Below are 20,568 nucleotides of genomic sequence, written 5' to 3'. Positions count from 1 at the left end.
TATGCATCGCCTCCAACATCTCCCCATCAAACGCAAGCTGACGCTGGTGATCGTGCTGGCCAGTTCGGTGGTGTTGTTGCTCGCCTGCGCCGCGCTCGCCGCGTTTCAACTCTACGAATTCCGCCGCGCCATGGTGCGCGACATGACCGTGCTCGCCGATGTGCTCGCCACGAATACCCGCGCAGCCGTGTCATTCCAGGATGAAGACGCCGCGCGCGAATCACTGCGCGCGCTCCAGGCTGAGCCGTTCGTGATGGCCGCCAGTATTTATAACGCGCGCGGCGAACGGCTGGCCGATTATATCCGTTCGGGCCGGGTCGTATTCCCCGCGAAGCCGGGCCCCGCGGGCCATCAATTTATTGATGGGCATCTGTTGATTTTTCGCCCGATCATTCTCCGGGATAAAACCATTGGCACGATGTTTCTTCAGGCCGACCTCGCGGGAGTTTATCAACGGTTGCGTTTCTTTGGCGGCATCGCGCTCCTCGTTCTTTGCGGCTCGTTCGTCCTGGCCTTCATTCTGGCCGGGCCGTTGCAGCGTCCCATTTCCGTGCCGATCCTTGCGCTGGCCGAAACCGCCCGCACCATTGCCGAATATAAGGACTATACCGTCCGCGCGCCGCCACAAGGTCGCAACGAAGTCGGCATGCTCACCGACGCTTTTAACCAGATGCTCTCCGGCATTGCCGAGCGGGAAACCGCCTTGAATACCGCCAACGAAACCTTGCGCGCGGAAATCGCCGAACGCAAACACGCCGAGGGCCGTGTGCAGGCGCAACTCGCCCGCCTCGAATTGCTCAATCAGATCACCCGCGCCATCGGCGAACGCAAAAATCTTCAGAACATTTTTCAGGTTGCCATTCGCAATCTGGAAGAGCACTTGCCGGTCAACTTCAGTTGCATCGGCATCTACGATCCGTCCGGCGCGGGCAGCCTCACCATCGCCAGCGTGGGAAAAAACAGCGCCAAGCTGGCCGCGGATTTGGACATGCAGGAAAAAGCGCAAATCCCCGTTGGCGAAAATGGCCTCGCCCGTTGCGTGCGCGGGCATCTGGTGTATGAGTCTGACACCAGCCAGGTTCACTTCCCGATTCCCAAACGGCTCGCGCGCGCCGGCGTGCGCTCGATTGTCGTGGCGCCGCTGCTGGTCGAGAGCAAGGTCTTCGGCGTCCTCTTCGCCGGGCGCACCGAGCCGAAAGCTTTCAGCAGTGGCGAATGCGAATTCCTCAAGCAGTTGAGCGAACACATCGCGCTCGCGGCGCATCAGGCGCAGCTTTACGATGCCCTGCAACAAGCCTACGACGACTTGCGGCAAACCCAGCAGGCGGTCATGCAGCAGGAACGTCTGCGCGCGCTGGGCCAGATGGCCAGCGGCATCGCTCACGACATCAACAACGCCATTTCGCCGGTCGCGCTTTACACGGAATCCCTGCTGGAAAATGAGCCCAATCTCAGCACCCGGGCGCGCGGTTATCTGGAAACAATTCAACACGCCATCGAAGACGTCGCTGCCACGGTCGCGCGCATGCGCGAGTTTTATCGCCAGCGGGAAACCCAGTTGGCGCCCACGCCCGTTCGCATCAATGATTTGATGAAACAGGTCATAGACCTTTCACGCGCCCGCTGGAGCGACATGCCGCAGCAGCGCGGTTTCATGATTAAATTAGCCACGGAATTCGAACCCGATCTGCCCGTCGTCATGGGCGTCGAAAGTGAAATCCGCGAGGCGCTCATCAATCTTATCTTTAACGCGGTGGATGCCATGCCGGACGGCGGCACGCTGACGTTGCGCACCAAACTGGCGTGGCCAAAATCCATGACACCCGCACAGGCTCACGGCAAACGTCTGTATGTGGAAGTCAGCGATACCGGCGTCGGCATGGAGGAAGACACCCGCCGCCGATGCCTCGAACCGTTCTTCACGACGAAAGGCGAACGCGGCACCGGCCTGGGACTGGCGATGGTTTACGGAACCGTTCGCCGTCATGGCGCCGAGATTGAGATAGACAGTGCCGTGGGCCGCGGGACCACCATGCGCTTGAATTTTCCCGTGCCTGCCGAGGCGGTTGCCGAAGCCACGAAGACAGCAGTGCCTTACGTTCTGCCATCACGACTGCGCCTGCTCGTGGTGGACGACGATCCCCTGCTTATCAAATCGCTTTGCGATATTTTGGAAACCGACGGACACTTCGTCGTCACCGCGAACGGAGGACAGGCCGGCATTGACACATTCCGTTCAACGCTGTCGCGAGGAGAATCCTTTGACGTCGTCTTCACTGATTTAGGCATGCCCTATGTGGATGGCCGCAAAGTGGCCAGCGCGGTGAAGGAAACCTCTCCCTCCACGCCGGTGATCCTGCTGACCGGCTGGGGCCAGCGCTTGATCATCGAGGGCGATGTGCCGCCGCATGTGGACCAGGTGCTCAACAAGCCGCCCAAGCTGCGCGAACTCCGCGAGGCGTTGACTCGCTGCTTGCGCGGCAAAAACTCTTGAGCAAAATTAAGCGATGCCAAATCACGACGCCATGACCACCGACAGCACGTCCGCGCGGCTCCTGATCGTTGACGATGAGGTGGCGCAGATGAAGGCGCTCTGCAACACGTTAAAAGATCAGGGCTTCAACACCACGGGCTTCGCCTCGTCGAAAGCCGCGCTGGCGCATCTTCGCGAACAGAAGTTTGACCTCTTGCTGACCGACATGATGATGCCCGAGATGGACGGCATCACCCTCTTGCGCTCCGCCCTGGAATTGGACCCCTCGCTGATCGTAATCATCATGACCGGCGAAGGCACGATTTCAACAGCGGTGGAATCCATGAAGTCCGGCGCTTTCGACTACATGCTCAAGCCTTTTAAGCTGAGCGTGCTGCTGCCGGTGGTGGCCCGCGCGCTGGCCGTGCGGCAGTTGCGCGCGCGAAATGCGGAATTGGAAGCCAGCGTCCGCCAACACACGCTGGACTTGGAAGCGGCGAACAAGGAATTGGAATCATTCAGCTATTCTGTTTCCCACGATCTGCGCAGTCCGTTGCGTCACATCGAAGGCTTTGCCAAACTTCTGAAATTGAACCATGCCGACCAACTGCCGGAGGAGGCGCAGGAATTCATCGAACGCATCACCTATAGCACGGGGCGCATGGGCATCTTGATTGATGATTTGCTCAAGTTCTCGCGGTTGGGACGCCAGCACCTTTCACGCGGGGACGTCAATGTCTCCGCGCTCGTCGCGGAAGTGCTCGAGGAGTTGAAAAAAGACCAGGGCGATCGGCCGCTGGACATCCGCGTCGGCCCGCTGCCGAATTGCAGCGGCGATTGGTCATTGCTGAGACAGGTTTACATCAATCTTCTCTCCAACGCGTTTAAATTCACGCGCGGCAAAAATCCCGCGGTGATCGAAGTTGGCTTTGAAGAAAAAGCCGGTGAACGAATTTATTTCGTGCGCGACAACGGAGCCGGTTTTGACATGAAGGACGCGCAAAAACTCTTCGGCGTTTTCCAGCGCTTGCACGCGCAAACCGAATTCGATGGCACCGGCGTCGGCCTGTCCATCGTGCAGCGCATCATTCAAAGACATGGAGGCCGCATCTGGGCCGATGCCGCCCCCGGCGAGGGCGCGACTTTCCATTTCACGATTCCCGGGTGAAAGCGCGTGTAGTGACCGGCCAAAAGGGCGTTGCCTCGCTGGCAATTTTTTGCGTCAATCCTCGCGGCATTTTTCTATAAATATCAACGCATGAAAATTTTGATCACAGTGCTCCTGACGGGCTTGGCAATTCCATTTCACGTCGCGGCCCAAACGAATTCTCCCGTTTCAAATGCGCCGGTTGGTCCAACCGTCGAAACCCTTGTGTGCATTCGCCACGGTGAAAAACCGCGTGGCGGACTGGGGCAACTGACTTGCCGCGGCCTCAATCGCGCGCTGGCCTTGCCGAAGGTATTGCTCAAAAAATACGGCACGCCGCAGTTCATTTTTGCGCCAAATACCGCGCAGAAAGTGGACGGGAAGGAAGGCTATTATTACGTTCGCCCATTGATGACCATCGAACCCACCGCCATTCGCTGCGGCCTCCCTGTGAACACAGAATTCGGCTATCGCGAAATCAAAGGGCTGGAGAAAGAACTTGAGAATCCCAGATACCGGAGCGCGACCGTCTTCATGGCCTGGGAACACGCGTTGCTCGATGACTTCGCGAAAAATGTGGTCAAGGACAACGGCGGAGATTCAACCCAAATCGCTCCCTGGCCTGGCAACGATTACGACACCATCTTCCTGATCAAGATCACCCGCGACGGTGAAAAAACTTCCGTGAATTTTTCCGTTGATCATGAAGGTCTCAACAATTTGAACGACGACTGTCCGTGATTGCGCATAGCATCGCTCATCCATGCGATGGCTTGAATTTCGTTCCGCCGATTCGCTCACTTCATCATCTTATCCAGCGTCGGATTCATGGCGTCCGCCCAAATCTTATATCCCTTTTCAGTCGGATGCAGTAGGTCGGACATGATGTCCCGCGACAGCGTGCCGTCGGGCTCAAGAAATTTCTGGCCAATATCCAGATAGGTGATCGTCCCGGGATGATCGAGGCGGGCGAGGCCGGTGTTGATTTCATTGATCTCGGTGCGGAAAGGATCTCCCGGCTGGGCGCGCGGAAAAATGGCCAGCAACAGAATTTTGGTTTCGGGAAGTTTGGCGCGCATTTCCTCGACGATGGCTTTCACGCCTTCAACGACCTCAGCGGGAGTGTTGCGAATGGTTTTTTTGTCTTTTTCCTTGCCGGTGTTGTTCGTGCCAATCATCAGCACGATTACCTTGGGATGGATTCCCGACAACTCGCCATTTTCGATGCGCCAAAGAACGTGCTGCGTGCGGTCGCTGCTGATGCCGAAGTTGGCGGCGTGCAACGGCACGTAAAAAGCTTCCCAGACATTTGAACCGCGATCGCGCCAATGGTCGGTGATGGAATCGCCCACGAAAAGAACGTCAATGCCGCCCTTTTTCGCCTGCTCAATAAAACCCTCATGACGGAGAAGCCATTTCGCATCTCGGGGCACGGGAGTGGAAGCCGTGTTTTCAGCCAGTGAGGAAGCTGGCGACAAAAGGCCGCCAAGCGCCAATATAATCAGCAGAGACAAACAAGTTTTTTTCATAACGCGAGAGTTATTATTTGATTAATGGTTTCAAGGGAGGTGAAGAAATGAGTCATGCGGGTTTCTGGATTTCCTCCCGGGGACGGACAAGCAAAATCAGCAACCCTCCCAGCAACGCGGCGGCGGCGCACAAGGTGAAGACCACGCCCAGCGAAATTCCACGATCTCGCATCGCGCCCATCAGCACAGTGACGCCCGCGCCCGCGGCAACGGCGATCAGGTTCATGATGCCGTAACCGGTGGCGCGATATTCCGGTCGCACGATCTGGCAGAGAATCGGCATGTTGTTGGTGTCAAAAAATCCAAAGCCCAGGCCGAACAAAATCATGCAAACGATGGCGTAGCCAAGTGAACCCGCATGGCCCAAACCGATCAACGCCGGCGCGCAAAGAGCCATGCCGATGGCGGTGACATAGATTCGCCCGCGCGGCGTGAAGCGCATCGCCCGATCGGCCAGCAACCCGCCGAGGAGCGCGCCCGCAAACGAGGCGAAGGTCACATAACCCGTCGCGGACATGCCCGCCGGTCCTTGTCGCAAATTAAAATTTGCCGCGAGAAATGTAGGCAGCCAATTTTTGATCGCCCAGCCGCCGATGCCCGGCAGCGTGAAATAAATCACCAGGATTAGAAATGCGCCGCTGCTTAACAGCACCCGCGTTGAACGCCAGAACCGGACATTTTCTCTTTTCAAATTCTCATCCGCAATTTGCCTTTGAGAATCTCGCAAGGCGAACATGAGAAAAAATGCGTACCCCACTCCCGCCGCGCCAAACCAATAAAACGCATTACGCCATGAACTCCCATCCGCGATATAACCACCCACGCCGCCAAGCGCCTGCCCGGCATAAATGCCGCACATGTGAATGCCGATGGCGCGCGAGCGGGTGGCGCCCGGATGAAAATCGGCGATCAACGCCAACGCCGCCGGAATGTAGCAAGCCTCGCTCATGCCCATCAGCGCTCGAGTCCAGGCCATTTCGCGGAAGGTATGAGCGTGTCCGGTCAGCCACGTCATCAGCGACCAGATGAGCAGGCTCAGGATGACCATCCAGCGGCGGTTAAAACGATCCGCGAGATAACCGCCGATCGGACTGAGAAAAGCATAGACCCACATGAAAAGCGCCATCAGAAAACCAAAGTCCGCGTCGCTCGCAATGGTGGGAATATCCGCGCGAATGGATTCCCGCATCGTGGCGACCATCATGCGGTCGAGGTAATTCAGCAGCGCAACGGGAAACAGCATGGCGACCACCGCCCAGGCGTAGAAGGAAGCGCGGGGCAGATTCATTTCAAAGCCAGTCCCCACATTTCCGGCGTGCGATAGCCGGGTCGCGCTTCGCCGTTGGGAATCACGGCGAGATTATGCCATACGGTCATCGGCGCAGTCGCTCGTGATATTAGGGAATCGCGGGACTCGGTCCATTTATCCGCATGCGGTTCGTAGTGAAGCACCGTTTTCGGAAATCCGGGATGCGCGGATTTTGGCTCAAAATTTACGAGTCGTCCATCGTCGCCGCTGACGATAATTAATTCGTTCCCAAAGTTCGCGGCGGGCGAGGGCGCGGCCACCGCCGCTCGTGGCAAGTCCGAAATCTTTTTCCAGCCATGACCAGGAGTAAAACAATAAGCATCGGTTAAGTAACGGCGCACCGGTTTGCCCGCCGCGTCTCCCGCCAATGAAACGCCGCTGAATAAATAAAAATTTCCGTGCCACGCACCCGCTACCGAAAGCATCCGCGCCGGTCCCGGCCAGGGTCCCAGTTGCGTCCATCCGGCATTAGTATGCGACAAATCGAGCGACCAGAAATTATTCAACGCATTGGTGGCGGTCGGAGTATCAATGCCTCCCGCGACATAAAGCACATCGCCCATCAACGCACCACAACCGTTGGCCAGCGGTAGCGGTAGCGGCGGAAAATTTTTGATTTCAATTCTTCCATCGCGCCAACTGAGCAAAAACACATCGCGGAAATGTTGTTGAGCATCCGAGCCGCCACAACACAACACACCGGTCGGCGTAGTGACAGAAACGCCATAACCTAGCGGGCGCGGCAGCTTAAAACCGGTCGCCCATTGGCCGCCGGGCTTCGGCAAAATAAAAATGGAATCATGCCAAACTTTTTGGCCGCCGTCCCAAGGCATCGCACCGGGAAAATTCGCGCCACCGGCAACAATCAATGCGCCGTGGCTCACCCCTGCAAATGCTCCGGCAAAACCAACGCGGTCGGGGAGATTCGGCAGCTGTTTCCAATCCGATTTCGCTGAATCCGATTTGGCACTAACAACAGGCATACACACAAGGACGCTTAGCAGCGTAATAATTTTTACAAAAAAACGGCGATGGCTGCGTTCCTTCATTGGGTTGTGCGACCCTCATCCAACCAAGCCACCGGGAATCTTTCCAGCACGATACTTTCATACGCGGTTTTTTTGCCGCATTCGTACAGGCAGCCGATGGATTTGTCCGGCAGCATCGTCAGGCACGAATACGCGGACGGACCGTCATAAAGCATGCGGCTCGCCGGCCACGTTTGGCCTTCGTCGTAACTCACGCGCACCGTAATTTTTTCCCGCTTCAGGCTCGCCGGGTTGGAAAAAATCAACCGGCTTTTTTCGCCGTTGCCCGGCCACGTGCAGCGCAGGAGGCTGCCCTGGCAGATCGGCTCGATCAGCGCGTCATCAAGCCGGAGCGGCGACCAGGTCGCGCCGCCGTCCTGGCTGGTCGCCACCGCGCGACGATGTCCTTCGTGATAGGAACGCATATTTTGCATCACGGAACCATCGGATAATTCCGCGACGGTGGACTCGTTGGTTTCCGGTTCCTCCGTGCCGCCAAGCTGCCAGGTTTTGCCGTGGTCATCCGAGAAAAAAACATGCGAACGAGTGGCGGCATGGGCGGAGTCTTTATTCGCCTCGGAATGGTTTGCGGGAATGATAATGCGCCCCGCATGCGGCCCGCGCGTGAGCTGAATGCCGTTGCCGGGTCCCGTCGCGTACCAACCCCAATCGGTTTTTTTCACGGCGCGGGTAATTTCTTCCGGCGCGCTCCAGGTTTTTCCATCGTCGGCGCTGTGCATGACAAAGATCCGGCGGCGATCGCGAATCTCGGTATTGAGCGCCGTATTCGTTTTGATTCCAGCCTCCTTGTCCACCCCGCGATTCCAACAGGCCAGCAGCCAGATAACTCCGGTATCGCGATCCACGACCGGAGTGGGATTGCCGCAAGTATTTGCATCGTCCGACCAGATCAGTTGCTGCGGGCTCCAGGTTTTTCCGCCATCGGTGGAGCGTTTGAGCAGCAGGTCAATGTCGCCGGTGTCGCTTCGGCTATTTTTCCGGCCTTCACAAAACGCAAGCACCGTGCCGTTGGTGGTGACGACGATGGAGGGGATGCGATACGTGTGATAACCATCCTGTCCCGAAACAAAAACCGGCGTCGTTTCGGGACCGGTTTCAGCGTGAACAACCAAAGTCAAAGCGCCCGCAACAAGGCAGGCGGCAAGCAGGATTTTCGAAATCAATGTTTTCATAGTATATAAAAATTAAACGGCGCGGCAGGCGGATGGTTCCAATATTTCCGGTAGCATTTCGAGCGCGATGGGCCGGAGACGGTTCGCCTCGGACATGGGAATCGAACTGTACGGCCAGCGCACCCGCGTTCCAGCATTCGTCCATCCACCGATGGCCGCCAATAATTTATCGAGCGCGAAATTGCTGAAACCGTGAACGTCCCGAAAGGGAACGATGTGACGGTTCATAAAATCCTGGATGCGGCGTTCCAGATCGAGTGCCGCATCCGGCGCGATGCGCATGGACTCAAACCAAACTTGCGCGCCACGCGGATGCAAGCAAGCGACGTTCGAATACGAACCCTGCGCGCCGAGTTTCAATCCGGTGGCGAGCTGATGGCCGGGAACGAACACGGATAATCCGGTCATCTCCGTCCGCATGGCTTCATACCATTGGGCATCGCCGCCAGCGACTTTTACTCCAACAATTTCCGGCACCGCATTTTTCAGCCGGCCAAAATCCGCAGGCGTCAATTTTCGTTTGGCGTGCGGCGGATTGTAGAGCACCAATCCCACCGGCGCGGCGGCTTCGGCAAAACGCTTCAGCGCGGCGATGCTTTCGGTTTCGTTCGGCTGCCACCAATCGGGCAGCGTGATCTGAATCGCGCCAGGATTCAAATCACGCGCGCGGCGGACGCGCTCAATGGTCAGTTGCGGGCTCACATGGCAGGCGCCGATTTGAAAAGGCATGCCCGCGCGGTCGCATCGCTCCGCGACCAATCGGCTCAATCGGTCATACTCGCCCTCCGTCTGCGACCAGAATTCACCCGTCGTGCCGTTGGTGTAGATGCCATTGACGCCCGCCTCAATCAGCGCGTCCACCTGCGTTTCAACGCGCGCCCAGTCAATAAAGTCATCCGCATTCACCGGCAGCATGACCGTGGCCCAGTTGCCAGAAATATCGGTGGCGGAGAGCGGAAACATTTATTCCAGTTGAAGGCGCGCGACAATCCCTCAAGCGGATGCCGTGCCCGCGAAAGATTTTCCGCCGCGTGCCGCGCTCACGCCCGGAGCGAGCGGAAAGCCGGCGGCCTTCAATTCGCGCGTGAGCGACTCCAATGCTTCCGGCGACAAATTTTGCAGCGGCGCGCGGACCGGCCCGCAATCATGCCCGATCATTTTCATCATGGCCTTCCCGGCGGCAAGTCCGCCCCGGCGGCTCATCACTGCAATGATATTGATTGCCAGCGTTTGAAAACCTCGGGCGGCTTCCATATCGCCCGCGGCAAATGCCTCCATGACGCGATGATAAACCGGCGCCATATAATTGTAAGTGCTGCCGACCGCGCCGGGTGCGCCCATCGCCAGGGCCGCAAGCAGAATTTCATCCCGGCCAAATAGAATATTATAGCGGCCGTCCTCAAGGTGAAGGCAGCGGCTGTAATCCATCAGATTTTCGTGCGTGAACTTGATGCCCGCCAGATTGGGAATGCGCGGGCCGGCAAGTTTCAGGAAATCGTGCATCGGCAGATCGGCCCCTGCCATCACGGGAATGTGATAATAATAAAAGGGCAGGTTCGGCGCACCCGCCGCGACTTGCGCGCAATAATTCACAAGCTGCTCCACATTTGAGGCGCGGAAAAAAGTCGGGCCGACCGTGGCGAACGCGTGTGCGCCGATGCGTTCCGCGTGCGCCGCCAGCGTGCGGCTTTCGGCAACCGTGTGATGGCCCACATGCACGATGATGCGCAGCGATTTCGCTGCCGCCATCCACTGTTCCGCGGCCTGCAGCCGCTCCTCCATCGAGAGCGACATTCCTTCACCCGTGGTTCCACAGATGAACGCGCCCTGGACATTATTTTCGATCAACAATTTTGCCTGCTGCTCAATCATGGGCAGGTTCAGGCTGCCGTCGGCGTTCATTGCGGTGAACGGCGCGGCGATCAATCCGTTTAATTTCAATTTCATAGACATTTTCAAATCAATCCAGCGCGGAACTGCGCGCCTGCAACCAAACCAAATCCGGGTTGTTCGGCGAAGATACATTGAGAGGAATGCGCACGCCCTTGGATAGCGGAGGCGTGGTGCGCGGGTCCATCCAGTGTTTCAATTCCGAATGGCCATCGGCAAAAGTAAGCCCCGCCGACCCGCCGTGATAGAAGCCGGGATAATTGGCCCACACACTCGTGCGCGGCGAATCGGGATAGCCCGTCATGTTGACGGCGAAATAATCGTCATCAATGCTGTCTTCACGTTCGTCCATGATGACCCACGTCTGGCTGGCGCCGGGCACGGTGAGGTCGCTGGTTTTTTTATAGACGCGATAACCCGGCGACTCCGACAGGCGGCCTTCAGACAGCCAGGAATTCATCGAAACCGAGCGCACGCGTGGTACGCCGCTGGCAGAGACCGATTTGTCGCCCGGACAATGCCACGCATCCACGTTGTTGCAATAAGGGAACAACATACTGTGTTGGATCAGCGAAAGGTTAGTATTGTCCGTGCTATTCGCCAAGTCCAGCACGCCGGAAACCCAGGTGGTGGTGAAACCAGTCGTACCCGCCTGACTCTGGAGATTCAACGCCAGCACTTCATTGTTGTCTCCCGCATACATGATCCACCCCAACCCAAGCTGGCGGACATTATTCATGCATTGAATTCCCTGCGCTTTCGTCTTCGCGCGACTCAGTGCCGGCAACAACAGTCCAGCCAGAATCGCGATGATGGCAATCACCACCAGCAATTCGATTAACGTAAAAGCACGCAACAAGGTAGGGCAGTGCTGCCGCGCCGCCGGGGCGCTCGGCTCCGCCATTTTCGTAAGAATGATTTTCATAAACTTAAAAACGCTCAGGATTAATTCGCGCGCACGCGATAGAATAGTTGTGGCCCGGTCGTGTCATAGCTGACCGTTTTAACTGTCCCATCGCCCGGCACAGTCTGAACATCCATCCACACCGCCCCTGCTCCCAGCGCAGGCGAAGATTGCACGACGTACGAGTGATTGTTCACGGTGCTGAAACCGAAGGAGAAGCTCCCGTTTCCAACCGTGATGCCCACCAGCGAAACCGGCGACGATACAACACTCGCTCCCATTTGTATAAACCACGATGGATCCAGCGCCGCGCTCGTCACGCGAATTTCATCAATGTCTCCATCATAACGCGAACTGCCGCTCTGCTGCGCGGCGATCCACAAATCTTCATTCGTATTGCCCACCAGCGCGGACGTCGTCCACGTTGACGGCACGGGAGTGCAATCCAATTTGTAATCGCGATAGACTTTTAATAGCTGCGTGGACCCGTCATAGACCGCCGCGATGTGATGCCATTGGCCGTCATAGACTGAGGTGAGGCTGTTCACGGTTTTGAGAATCTCACCGTTGTTCGCGGAGAAACGCTGCAACCCGGTCGCCGCGATACGCCAATACCATTCGCCAGGATTCGCGATCTGCTTCGCCAGAATGCAACCCACGCCCGACTGGCTGCTGGCGCTGGTGCGCACGATCGCTTCCATCGTAATGCTCTGGCTGCGGTTGAAGTTGAACGCTTTGTTGGCTGTGTCAGGAACGATGATGATGTTCGTGCCTGTCGCTTCGTAAGTGAAGTTCAACGCAGGAGTGCCGCCGTAATTGGTTTCACCGAGCACATACGTCGGATCAACGCCGCCGTTCAGGAAAATCGAGCCGTTGTGGCCGTTGCCGCTGGAATCCACGATCGCTCCCGGCGCAAGGTCCGCCATGCTGCCAACGGGCTTCTCATTGAATTGATACAACGCCAGCACCGGAATGGTCGAGATGGTCGTGAAGCTCCAGGTATTCGACAGCATGTTCGCGGGAACGGCGGAGTCGTTGAATGTGACGACCACTGTATGCGCGCCGGCGGACAGCGGCGTGGCGGGTGTGTAATCCACTTGCGAGGTTGTGCCGGACGACGATGTGGTCGCCGCGGAAGTCACATCGTTGCCGTCAACCGATAGCTTGAGCGTATTCAACGCCACGGAAGTATCGCGATTCTGAAACACCGCCTCGATCAACGGAGTCGGCGAAACATTGTTCGCGCCATTGGCCGGGAGAAACGAACTCGCGACCGGCTGAAGCGCAGCAGTCTTTTGCACGAACTGGTTCGTCGTCAACGCACCGCTGCTGATGCGGATGAAATCCACATCGCCATCGAGTTCGCTGCCGCCATTGATGAAACTGCCGAGCCACAAATCAGTCGGGCGCCCAATCGCATTGGTGAAAGTATGGGTGGCCGTCGCTTCAACCTGATAATCCGCATAAAGCTGCACGAGGTTGTTCGTCTGGTTATAGACCAGCGCCACATGATGCCATTGGCCGTCATTGATCACGTTGGTGCCGACCAGGAAAACGCCGTCCATTCCAAACTCCTGCTGGCCGCCGGCCGTGCCCGGAAACCGCCACCAATATTCGCCCTCGCCATCCGTCGTGCCGTTCTTGGCGAGAATCGCGCCCATCGTCGAGGTGTTGTTGGTCGAGCGGACAACCGCCTCCATCGTGAACGAATTCGTGAACACGAAAACGCCGGACAGGTCAGGCACCAAAACATGATCGTTGCTGGTCGTGAAACGCAATGCCGGGCTGTTGCCGAAATTGAAACTCCCCGCGACATAACTCATGGGAACATTCGCCGTGCCGTTGTGGCCATTGCCGCTGGAATCGAGGATTGCGCCAGTGTTCGTGCTCGCGAGATTGCCGGGAGTTTGCTCATTGAATTTCCAGTAGGCCATCACCGGTTGGCTTGCGAGGAAGAATGACCACTGATTGCTCACGGTGTTGGCCGCGCTGTCGGTGAACAACAAAGTGGCCGTGTGCAATCCAACTGCGAGACTCGCCGGAGTATAAGAAATATTCGCGCCCAGGCTCGTGGGCGTGACGGATGGCGTCACCGCGTTCGCGTCCACTTTAAGTTGAATGGTGCCGGTATTGACCGTCGTGTCCGCATTGCGCAGGGAAATTTGCAGCGGCGTTCCCGACGTTACATTGCCAGCCCCCGCGATAGGCGAAAGCGACGTGATGAAAGGCGCCGCCGTACCATTGACCGGAACAAAGACGAGATAGTTCAGGAAAACATTCGCGCCCGCCGTGACATAGGTCAGCCGCAAAGTCCGTTCTCCACTCAGGGAAACTGTCGCTCCATTGCCAAGCGCATCGGTGAGTTGTGAAAATTCATAATCGGTCGTGCTGCCGGAAGGCGGCGTGCGGAAAGCGCCGATGGGCGAAGTGGTCTGCGTGGTGGTCGTGCTGCCGGACGTGACTTCGTCCATTTGAATCACCGAAGGAATCGTTCCCGGGTTGGCCAGGCGCGCATATACATAATAAGTGCCCGCCGGAAACGTGCGCGTATAATTGAGCCATTCCGTGTCCGCATTGTCGCGCTCCATATAATCCGCCACGCCGGGGTCCGAAGCCTGCGCAGTAATATAAGCTTGCCGCAACGTGTCCGGGCATACCGCCGTGCCCACCTGATCACCGATGCGATATTGGGTCAACACTGGTGTGTTGATCTGATGATAATCAATTCCCTCCATGCCGAGTTGGTCGAGATAACTGTTGGGCCCGTCCGCGCTGGTCAACACGGGATTATCAATGAACTGGCCGCCGCCAAAATTGTAGTCCTCGCCTTCGAAGGAAAAATCATCATTCGCAAACGTGTCGAAGGACCACGGTTGATTGAGTTGGAAACCGGTGCTGTCCACGGCGGAAATATTGATGTTGTAAAGCACATTGGCCGTGAGCGGCGGCAGCGTCACGGTGCGGCTGTTGTTATCGCCGGACAAAACCAACTGGCTCGTGATGTTGCTGCCATTGACCGTTACCGTGATATTGCTGGCCTGAACTCCAGCCGACGATCCGACCGTGAAGCTCGCCGGTGTGGAGGACGAAACGAAGATCGAACCATTCGTCGGGGACAAATTGGCGATGGTTGTGGAGGCCTGGACAAAATTGGTCGGGGCGAGCGCGCCGTAGGAAAAGCGGATGAAATCAATATCGCCATCGAACTTGGCGCCGCCATTGTTTTGCTGGCCGAGCCACAGGTCGTTGGTATTCCCCACGATCGCGCTGAACGTCGTGCTGGCCGTGCCTTCGAGCACATAATCCAAATAGACCCGCAACTGCGCCGCGCTGGCGTCATAAACCGCGGCGACATGATGCCATTTGCCATCGCCGCTGATGAGGGTAACGCCATTGGCCGTCCGCAAACCGGTGCCGTCGTTCGCCGAGAAACGAAGTTTACCGTTCAAGAGACGGAAATACCATTCGCCGGGAATCGGACTGCCCACGACCGCGCCTTGTTTGGAAATAATATTGGCGCTGCCGCCCTGGCCGGTGCTGGCGGAACGGATGACCGCCTCCATGGTCACACTCTGGCTCGAAGCAAAATTGAACACGCCGCTGGTGCCGGCGTCCGGCACGAGAATGCGATCATTGCTATTTGTATTGAACGTCAGCGCCGAGGTGCTGCCGTAACCTGGGCTGCCCGTCACGTACGGAATCGCAACCCCGGCCGTGCCGTTGTGGCCGTTCCCGCTGGAATCAATGATCGCGCCCGTATTGGTATCACACGTGTTGCCCGGCGCTTTTTCATCAAAGTGCCAATAGCCGATTTCCTGGGCTTGAACCGAAATGGCCGAACCAATCGCCAAGGCCGCCAGCCGCGTGATCGGGAGAGACAACCGAATCCGCCGCGCTACGAACATCCCAAGATTTGCGGCAGCGCGAGCGATGGAGGCAGTTGAAGTATTCATACGTTTGGTTGGTTGCTGTGGTCACGATAAAGTTAATGGACAGCCGCACGACAACAAGCGGCTTGAACGTATCTTTTTATTAGACCAGTTGCCTCCAACCAACCCGCGGCCTCTCATTCACGAACAACCACCAACCCGACGCACTCTCTCCTTGTCCAGATAATGATGTTTTTCCCTGGCACGTTCCGTCGTGACTTCACCTCCGTATTTGGTTATTCATCCAACACCATGCTCCGCCCGCCCAAAAGACTTTCGCTGGTCGCGCAAACCGCCGCGATCCTCAAGGAGCACATCGCGACCCGCCCAGGCGGCGAACAACTGCCCAGCGAACGGGAACTTTGCCTGCAACTGGGCTTGAGCCGCATGACCCTGCGCGCCGCGCTCGCGCGCTTGACGCATGAAGGTTTGATCACGGGCAGCCGCGGGCGGCGGCATTTGATCGTGACGGAAAAAAAGGGCGGCCTGATGGCGCGAAGCCGCCAGGTGGTGATTCTTTCACCGCTACCCTTGCAGGGCGTGGATCCGAGGGTGTTGTTTTGGATTGATGAATTGCGCGAAGCCTTGAACAAGGAAAATTATACGCTGGATTTCATCACCCAGCGCAACTGTTACTCCGCGCGGCCGGATCGCGGGTTGTCCGAATTGACCACGCGGCTGCGGCCCGCGGCGTGGTTGCTTTATCTCTCGACTCACGCCATGCAGATGTGGTTTTCCGCCCACGGACTCCCGGCGGTCATTCCCGGTTCCCGCTATTCCGATGTCGGCCTGCCTTCCGTGGACGTGGATTATCGGGCCACTTGCCGCCATGCGGTGGGATGTTTTCTCGCACGTGGCCACAAATGCGTGGCGTTGCTGAATCCTCGATCCATCGCCGGTGGCGACCTCGAAAGCGAACATGGTTTTCTGGAAGCTGGCGCAGCGGCTGGAAATGACGTTGAGGCCATCGTCGCGCAACACGACGGAACGGTCGCGGGAATTTGCACGCGGCTGGATCGCTTGCTCGAACGCAAAAGACGGCCAACGGCATTTTTGGTTTCGCGGCCCACTCATGCGCTGACTGCGCTCGGACATCTCGTGCGCCGCGGAGTGCAATTTCCAAAAGCGGCGGCGCTGGTCGCCCGCGATCACGACTCATTTCTGGAATATGTCGTGCCCTCCGTGGCGCGTTATCACGCCGACCCGCTTTTGTTCGCGCACAAGCTGTCGCGGGTCGTCCTCGAAATGGTCTCCGGCGGAAACGCCCGCGCCCGTGATTACCGCATCATCCCCCAACTCATCTCCGGCGAGACGCTCGCTTAGACCGGCCAAATATTGGGCTAAGCGTCAAAAGCGAGTTACTAAGTCCTTGCTGAGTTACTGTAATTACCTGGGACTTGGATGGGTTTAATTATCACGAATGTTTTTTAGTGATTTTTTTTATGGAGGAGTACAAGATTGGCCGCCCGCAGTACCAACACGTTTGGCCGATGAAGTTCCGAATAACGCAGCTTGAAACGAACCACCATGGTCGTCGCACGATGAAAACGCTTTACTTGCGAAAATCTTTCGCGGAAACGCTTCGCCTGCAGCTTCGTGCTTACACTAACTCGGCGTTCACGTTGATCGAGTTACTCGTGGTCATCGCCATCATCGCCATTCTGGCCGGGTTGCTCCTGCCTACCCTGGCGCGCGCGAAGGCCAACGCCAAGCGGGTCCAATGTTCCAGCAACCAACATCAGATCGGGCTGGGCTGGGCGATGTACGTGAGCGACAACGCGGACACTTACCCGCGCATTCGCGGCTGGGGCGCGGCGGGTGGACAGCAAGGCACTTTTTCACTCGATGCTTCGGTGGGCGCGTCCTTCGGCATCACGAATGATTATAACAATCGCCCGTTGAATAAATATGTTCCCGCGGTGAACGCGTGGCAATGCCCCGCCGATAAAGGCGACGCCAATTACATGGCAAAAAATTGTTTCCTGGAGTATGGCAACAGTTATTGCCCGGAGCATGACGTAGATGCTTGGCGCGTCCAGCATATCACCGTGGACACGCTGTCTTTTTACGCCGGCACGGCAACGCCGATCACTGCAAGCCAGATCGCGCGCAACTCGGGCAATAAGGTCATCCAGGGAGATTGGGAATGGGAAAATCAATCGTACAATCTCAATGCCGATTCAAGTTCGTGGTGGCACAACTACAAAGGCCAGCGCCGGTTTAACATGCTCTACGCAGACGGCCACGTGGAATATTTTACGTTCCCATCCACTACGCCGCTCTATGCGGGCTTCCCGTTGCCCGACCCGAATTATCTCTATTGGTGACCGCCTTGACAACTTCCTCCCGCCCAGCCAATAATCGTCGCCGAATCAACACGCACCAAAAACATTTTACCCATTCTTCTCAGCCCATGAAAACACTCCTGACCTTAGCCCTCGCCTTCGGATTGATCGCCACGAACGCTTTTGCCGACGCCCCCAAATCCGTCATTCACTTCATCACGGTTGGCTTCAAGGCTGACGCCACGCCCGCGCAAATCCAGGCCGTCCTCGATGGCGCGCAAAAATTGCCGAGCCAATACCCGGGCATTCTCCGCGTCTGGACCAAATCGCTCAAAGTCCAAAACCTCGCCGAAGCCAAAGTAAAAAAGACCAACGTCATCGCCGTGGAATTCAAAGACGAAGACGCGCTCAAAGCCTACACCGACAGCGACGCCCAAAAAGAATGGTACAAACTTTATCTCCCCATCCGCGAACAAAGCACCACCTTCGACGTCACCAACTGACGCCTTTCGGTCGAATTAACCCCACAATCGCGCGCATTGCCACCACGATCCCGCGCAATCCCCCATTCGCGCACTGAAAATATTGATTGCTCAGTTTGCCTGCCGCGAAGTCGCGCTGCTTTAACAACTCATTCTCGGCAAGACAACCCAACCCAATTTTCGGCGCTTGCCTGAGCGGTCGCAGCCATAACCGAAGTTCGGACCGAAGGAGCAGAGTGAAACATCTCCCCAGCCCTTCCGAGTTAACCCGCACAATGCCACAAGGCGTGCAGGACGCTTGGTCATTCAGTTTGACGCAGGCGGGCTTGGGAAGCCCAACGGTTCCAGCGTTTAATTTTCCTTAGTCCCCGCGGGCTCTGGTTGCTTGTACGAGTTCTATTTGCGTGTCGCCGCGAGGTCTCGTGCAAGCAATCTGAACGACACCAAGACGTCGTGAAGGTATGATTGGTCTGTCTGAAAACCGCCAAACGAGAATATCATACCAGAAGCGTTCTGACCGATTGGAACGCGGCCAGCTGGATAAATCTCGTCATCAGGCCATCCAGGTTGGATAGCAATCACGCCTCCAACAATCATCTCACCAGGCGCATCTTCCAACGCCATAATTGAAATCTTGCTCTCCTGAGAGTAGCCATAAAGGTTCGCCGTGCCACTATTGCATTGGATCAGCTTTTCGATTCCAGCGATAAACCGGCTTACCTCGTCGAGCCCCAAACAGATGTTTGAGCTAAACATATAATCGCACGCCGACACCGCCACTGCGCAGTCAACTAGGGATGCAACTCGTCAAAAACAAACCGTGAGAATGATAGCGATGCGGGCATATTTTTGTAATGCCCATTTACCTTGATCGGATCTTCCAAAGTGTGGCTATTCATGGGATAGGAGACGAGTAGTCTTGCTGGCCTGATCCCTTCGAGGGACGAACGAGTTCACAGGACACTCCTGTATGCGACACATACACATCTCCGGCAACATTCGTCAGGATCGTGTAATTAGTTCCTTCGTTTAAGACCGTCAGATTCCTCAGCGTCTGCCAGACCAGGCCGCTGCCGTTGGTGATGGAAACCTGCGCCCTAAAATAATTGCCATACCGGGAAGTCAGCCGGTTCAAGTTACCGTATTGCTTGAAAGTTGTCATCCAGTCGTGCCGCCCTGCGCAAAACAATATTTGCCACCAGCGGAAAATTAGCAAGGCGTTTGACTGTTAGTTGATGCAGACGCGCTTTGCTTCCTCGTGTCGCCTTCATCGCCGAAACCACAAATCGCGAAGAGATCGTCTCGTACAGACAAACCAATCAGTGCCCAGGGAGCCAGCACGAAGTAGGCGACGCTTGCGATCAGGCTGACTTCGAAAACGCAACCGGCGGATGCTAACCGCACAACCACACTATATTCCAATCCCCTTGTTAAGAGACCATGGCCAGACCGCAAAACTGAGAAGTATTAGGCGTTGCTCTTCTGAAAGCCGGGCCAAAACCCCCTTGTCGGAGGAATAAAAAATGGTTCCGTCATCTGGTATCGTCAAACCAGGCTGAGATCGCGAAGGAACAGGCAAGTTGTGCCCGCGCAATCTAGCCAAACCCCAGGCGAGTCCCGATTTCAGCGAGATATTGGAACCGTTTGGGTCTTTGGGATTTATCACAAACTTTATCGTTTGCCGGTCATTTGCGAGTATGAAATGCCCTGTGCAGTCATGGGGTTGGGGACACGCGGGGCCGAAAAATGGCAAAACCACCCTACAAAATGGCTGTCCTGCTAACCATACCGACGCAGAACCTATGTATGCGTGCCGTAAAAGACCATCCAAACTCGATTCTTCCTGCCTTTCTTCCATCAATGAAGATATCCCCTTGTCTTCCTTTACGCTTCCAAACCAGAGTGCGATTTCCCGTGTTGAGTAAGACGACTTCGCACGAGTCAAGCCATCCGGCGCCACGACATCCAAACACGCCGGATAGGCTTAGAACCTTAGCCGCAGTTCTGGTAAAAATTTCTACTCTGCACTCTCGCGTGATTCCCGTATTTTTTACGTCTGTCTTACCCCGCACCATGGATACAAAATGTTCCGGGGCCAGAATATCAAGATCGGCCTTGGCTGAAGTGAAGCGCGTCTCGCCCTTCAATTTTTCTTCTAAAACATCTTCTATGTTCATTGCGGAAGAAACAAATAGCCAACAGCTAAAGCTCAACACAGTGCCGCTTTTGCGCAACACAATATTTGCCACCAGCGGGGAATTGGCAAGACGTTTGACTGTTCAGTTTGACGCGGGCGAGCTTTGCTTCTTTGTGCCGTGTTTGAAGTAGAGAAACCGTCCAAACGCGATTCTTTAATTTGCATCATCCGTGCCAAGGCAGGCGTATCAAATTCTAATTTT

The 20,568-nt window shown here is 56.5% G+C and carries 16 protein-coding genes; 6 read left to right on the top strand and 10 right to left on the bottom strand.

Annotated elements, in window-relative coordinates; genetic code table 11:
* The first annotated feature begins 1 nt into the window (after position 1).
* The 3 genes from VH413_14735 to VH413_14725 all read left to right on the top strand — a co-directional run bounded on the left by VH413_14735 (position 2) and on the right by VH413_14725 (position 4,361).
* Positions 2–2,494 carry an ATP-binding protein gene (locus VH413_14735; protein HEX3799947.1) on the top strand — a complete coding sequence of 831 codons (2,493 nt, stop codon included), beginning with the start codon at positions 2–4 and terminating at the stop codon, positions 2,492–2,494.
* A 13-nt stretch (positions 2,495–2,507) separates the two neighbouring features.
* Positions 2,508–3,641: a response regulator gene (locus tag VH413_14730; GenBank protein HEX3799946.1), complete on the top strand. Its 1,134-nt coding sequence runs from the start codon at positions 2,508–2,510 to the stop codon at positions 3,639–3,641.
* 90 nt (positions 3,642–3,731) lie between these two features.
* On the top strand, positions 3,732–4,361 hold the full coding sequence (locus VH413_14725) for a hypothetical protein (protein HEX3799945.1): 630 nt from the start codon (positions 3,732–3,734) through the stop codon (positions 4,359–4,361).
* A 56-nt stretch (positions 4,362–4,417) separates the two neighbouring features.
* Here VH413_14725 and VH413_14720 read toward each other — a convergent pair whose 3' ends face one another.
* The 8 genes from VH413_14720 to VH413_14685 form a co-directional block, all read right to left on the bottom strand.
* On the bottom strand, positions 4,418–5,149 hold the full coding sequence (locus tag VH413_14720; GenBank protein HEX3799944.1) for a platelet-activating factor acetylhydrolase IB subunit: 732 nt from the start codon (positions 5,147–5,149) through the stop codon (positions 4,418–4,420).
* 52 nt (positions 5,150–5,201) lie between these two features.
* Positions 5,202–6,437 (bottom strand): MFS transporter, encoded by a 1,236-nt coding sequence (locus VH413_14715; GenBank protein ID HEX3799943.1) that lies wholly within the window; start codon positions 6,435–6,437, stop codon positions 5,202–5,204.
* A complete protein-coding gene (locus VH413_14710) occupies positions 6,434–7,441 on the bottom strand; it encodes a kelch repeat-containing protein (protein ID HEX3799942.1) in 1,008 nt (335 codons plus the stop codon). The genes VH413_14715 and VH413_14710 overlap by 4 nt, the downstream gene beginning before the upstream one ends.
* A 62-nt stretch (positions 7,442–7,503) precedes the next feature.
* Positions 7,504–8,679: a sialidase family protein gene (locus tag VH413_14705; protein ID HEX3799941.1), complete on the bottom strand. Its 1,176-nt coding sequence runs from the start codon at positions 8,677–8,679 to the stop codon at positions 7,504–7,506.
* A 12-nt stretch (positions 8,680–8,691) separates the two neighbouring features.
* Complete coding sequence (locus VH413_14700; protein HEX3799940.1) at positions 8,692–9,642, bottom strand: dihydrodipicolinate synthase family protein; 951 nt, start codon at positions 9,640–9,642, stop codon at positions 8,692–8,694.
* A gap of 30 nt (positions 9,643–9,672) precedes the next feature.
* Positions 9,673–10,626 carry a dihydrodipicolinate synthase family protein gene (locus VH413_14695; protein ID HEX3799939.1) on the bottom strand — a complete coding sequence of 318 codons (954 nt, stop codon included), beginning with the start codon at positions 10,624–10,626 and terminating at the stop codon, positions 9,673–9,675.
* Between the two features lie 13 nt (positions 10,627–10,639).
* On the bottom strand, positions 10,640–11,494 hold the full coding sequence (locus tag VH413_14690) for a type II secretion system protein (protein ID HEX3799938.1): 855 nt from the start codon (positions 11,492–11,494) through the stop codon (positions 10,640–10,642).
* Positions 11,495–11,514: 20 nt separating this feature from the next.
* Positions 11,515–15,426, bottom strand: a complete 3,912-nt coding sequence (locus VH413_14685) for a LamG-like jellyroll fold domain-containing protein (protein HEX3799937.1) — start codon at positions 15,424–15,426, stop codon at positions 11,515–11,517.
* Between the two features lie 162 nt (positions 15,427–15,588).
* Here VH413_14685 and VH413_14680 point away from each other — a divergent pair, with 162 nt between their 5' ends.
* From VH413_14680 to VH413_14670, 3 genes are all read left to right on the top strand, one after another.
* Positions 15,589–16,725, top strand: a complete 1,137-nt coding sequence (locus VH413_14680) for a substrate-binding domain-containing protein (protein HEX3799936.1) — start codon at positions 15,589–15,591, stop codon at positions 16,723–16,725.
* Positions 16,726–16,943: 218 nt separating this feature from the next.
* Complete coding sequence (locus VH413_14675) at positions 16,944–17,729, top strand: type II secretion system protein (GenBank protein ID HEX3799935.1); 786 nt, start codon at positions 16,944–16,946, stop codon at positions 17,727–17,729.
* Between the two features lie 86 nt (positions 17,730–17,815).
* On the top strand, positions 17,816–18,190 hold the full coding sequence (locus tag VH413_14670; protein ID HEX3799934.1) for a Dabb family protein: 375 nt from the start codon (positions 17,816–17,818) through the stop codon (positions 18,188–18,190).
* A 375-nt stretch (positions 18,191–18,565) separates the two neighbouring features.
* On the opposite strand, the gene VH413_14665 is transcribed toward VH413_14670, so the two are convergent.
* Both VH413_14665 and VH413_14660 read right to left on the bottom strand, forming a co-directional pair.
* Entirely contained in the window at positions 18,566–18,925 is a 360-nt protein-coding gene (locus VH413_14665; GenBank protein HEX3799933.1) for a hypothetical protein, read from the bottom strand.
* 1,004 nt (positions 18,926–19,929) lie between these two features.
* A complete protein-coding gene (locus tag VH413_14660) occupies positions 19,930–20,406 on the bottom strand; it encodes a hypothetical protein (GenBank protein HEX3799932.1) in 477 nt (158 codons plus the stop codon).
* Positions 20,407–20,568 lie beyond the last annotated feature (162 nt).

It is taken from the genome of Verrucomicrobiia bacterium, assembly GCA_036268055.1.
Taxonomy (GTDB): Bacteria; Verrucomicrobiota; Verrucomicrobiia; order Limisphaerales; family Pedosphaeraceae; genus DATAUW01.
Note: the sequence above shows the minus strand (reverse complement) of the source record. Positions and strands in the feature narration are given on the sequence as shown.